This is a genomic window from Micromonospora sp. NPDC049799 (genome assembly GCF_040656655.1).
Lineage (GTDB): Bacteria > Actinomycetota > Actinomycetes > Mycobacteriales > Micromonosporaceae > Micromonospora.
On record NZ_JBFAMU010000625.1, the window covers coordinates 1 to 2604 of the forward strand.

Sequence of the window (2604 nt, forward strand, 5' to 3'; positions counted from 1 at the left end):
CGCGCAGCGCCTCGGCCTCGCTCCGGTCGTACCGGGGCACGCCGAGCGCGTCGGGCAGCACCACGTCGACCGTGTCCGCCGCGACGGCCGCCCGCTCCAGGGCCAGCCGCATCGCGCGGGCGTACTGCCCGGGGTCGCCGGCGGTGTCCGGTCCGGTGTGGACGGCGTCGTGGGTCGAGCCCCACCCGGTCACCTCGCCGTAGACGCGGGCCCCCCGGCCCAGCGCGTGGGCCAGTTCCTCGACCACGAAGACCGCGCCGCCCTCCGCCGGCAGGTAGCCGCTGGCGGCCGCGTCGAACGGCCGGTACGCCCGCTCCGGGTCCGCGACGTCGCTGAGCAGCCCGGAGCGGAGCTGACAGGCCAGGGCGTACGGGCTCAGCGGGCACTCGGTCGCCCCGGCGATCACCACGGCGGTGCCCCGGCGGACCGCCCGGGCGGCGTGGGCGAGGCTGTCCAACCCGCCGGCCGCCTCGGCGACCAGCACCCCGCACGGCCCCTTGAACTGGTGGTGGATGGAGAGCTGGCCGACGCTGGCGGCGTAGAACCAGGCGATCGACTGGTACGCCCCGACGGTGCGCGACGGCCCGCCCCAGAGCCGCTGCAGTTCCCGCTGCCCGAACAGGTTGCCGCCGGACGAGCTGGCCAGCGCGACCGCGTAGCCGTACGGGTCGGGAGCACGCTCGGGCAGGCCGGCGTCGGCGAGGGCGAGGGAGGTGGCCGCGAACCCGAGATGCGTCCACCGGTCGGTCTGCACGAGCCGGCGGTTGTCGGCGTACGCGGCGGCGTCGAAGCCGGGCACCTCCCCGCCGTACCGGGTGGGGTAGCCGGACGGGTCGAAGAGGGTGAGCGGGCCGGTGCGGCGGGTGCCGGCGAGCACGGTGCGCCAGTGGGCGTCGGCCCCGACGCCGCTCGGCGCGACCACCCCGATCCCCGTGACGACGGCCCGGGCGGTCACCCCGCCACCGCCGGAGACAGCCGGCGGAACACCATGGCCGACTGGAACCCGCCGAAGCCGCTGCCGACCGACAGCGCCACGTCCACCGGCAGCTCGCGGGCCTCGTTCGGCACGTAGTCCAGGTCGCACTCGGGGTCCCGGGTGGTCCAGTTGGCGGTCGGCGGAACCACGCCGAACTCGATCGCCAGGGCGCACGCGGCCATCTCGATCGAGCCGATGGCGCCGAGCGAGTGCCCGACCATCGACTTGATCGAGCTGATCGGGACCCGGTACGCCGCCTGCCCCAGGGCGCGCTTGAACGCGGCGGTCTCGTGCCGGTCGTTCTGCCGGGTGCCGGAGCCGTGTGCGCTGATGTAGGAGACCTGCTCGGGCGCGATCCGGCCCTGCTTGAGCGCGGCGGTGACCGCCAGCCCCATCTCCAGCCCGTCGGGCCGCAGCCCGGTCATGTGGTAGCCGTTGCTGCGGCTGGCGTACCCGGCGACCTCGCAGTAGACGTGCGCGCCCCGTCGCCGGGCGTGCCCGGCCTCCTCCAGCACCAGCACCGCCGCCCCCTCGGCGAGCACGAAGCCGCGCCGGTCGGCGTCGAAGGGCCGGGAGGCGTGCGCCGGGTCGTCGTTGTCCGGGCTGGTCGCCTTGATGGCGTCGAAGGAGGCGACGGTCACCGGTGAGATCGGCGAGTCGGCGGCGCCGGCGAGCACGATGTCGGCCTCGCCGTCGGCGATGAGCTGGTGGGCGTACCCAATGGCGTCGATGCCGGAGGTGCAGCCGGTGGAGACGACCTGGGCCGGGCCGTGCAGACCGTGCCTGCAGGCCACGTCGGCGGCGAGGCTGCTGGGGATGAGGGCCTGGTAGAGGTACGGGCCGCCGCGTGCCGCGTCGACCAGCCAGTGCCGGCCGCTGTCGCTGACCGTCACGTACTCCTGCTCCAGGGCCATCGTGCCGCCGACGGCGGTGCCGAGGACCACCCCGGCACGGTCGCGCTCGGCGTCGGTGAGGTCCAGACCGGCGTCGGCGACGGCCTCGGCGGCGCAGGCCAGCGCGAACTGGACGTACCGGTCGGCGCGGCGGCACTCGGCGTCGGTGAGGCCGGCCGCGACCGGCGCGAAGTCGCACTCGGCGGCGATCTGGGAGCGGAACGGCGACGGGTCGAAGAAGGTGATCCGGCGGGTCGCGGTACGCCCCTCGGTGATCGCCTTCCAGAACCGGTCCCGACTGGCACCGCCCGGGGCGACCACCCCGACGCCGGTCACCACCGTGCGGCGCGCACTCATGACCCGCCCCGCTGTTCGACCAGTTCGGTGTCGACGTGGCCCAGCTCGGGGCGGGGTGCCAGGGGGCCGAGCTGGAAGACCACCTCGGCCGGCTCGTCGCCGGTGTTGCGCAGCCGGTGCCGGACGTTGACCGGTACGAACAGCGCCTGACCGGCGGCCAGCGGCGTCGGCACGTCGTCGAGGTCGACGGTGATCGCGCCGCGCGACACGTACAGGAACTCCTCGCTGTACGGGTGGTAGTGCTCGGCGATGCGCTCCCCGGGGCGCAGCGCGGCGACGCCCATGAACCCGGAGGTGCTGCCGACGGTGCGGGGACCGAGCAGCACCCGCAGTTCGCCGCCGCGCCGGCGGTCCGGCGGCACGTCGACGGCGGCGACG

General features: G+C 75.5%; 3 protein-coding genes. All 3 read right to left on the reverse strand.

The features are described 5' to 3' along the window. A partial coding sequence (locus tag AB0I76_RS27385; RefSeq protein ID WP_357041262.1) for a beta-ketoacyl synthase N-terminal-like domain-containing protein occupies positions 1-955 on the reverse strand: 955 nt, incomplete at its 3' end. Continuing rightward, a complete protein-coding gene (locus AB0I76_RS27390) occupies positions 952-2226 on the reverse strand; it encodes a beta-ketoacyl-[acyl-carrier-protein] synthase family protein (RefSeq protein WP_357041265.1) in 1275 nt (424 codons plus the stop codon). The genes AB0I76_RS27385 and AB0I76_RS27390, both read right to left, overlap by 4 nt. Continuing rightward, positions 2223-2604, reverse strand: a 382-nt coding sequence (locus tag AB0I76_RS27395; RefSeq protein WP_357041268.1) for a cupin domain-containing protein, incomplete at its 5' end; no start/stop codon positions are given. The genes AB0I76_RS27390 and AB0I76_RS27395, both read right to left, overlap by 4 nt.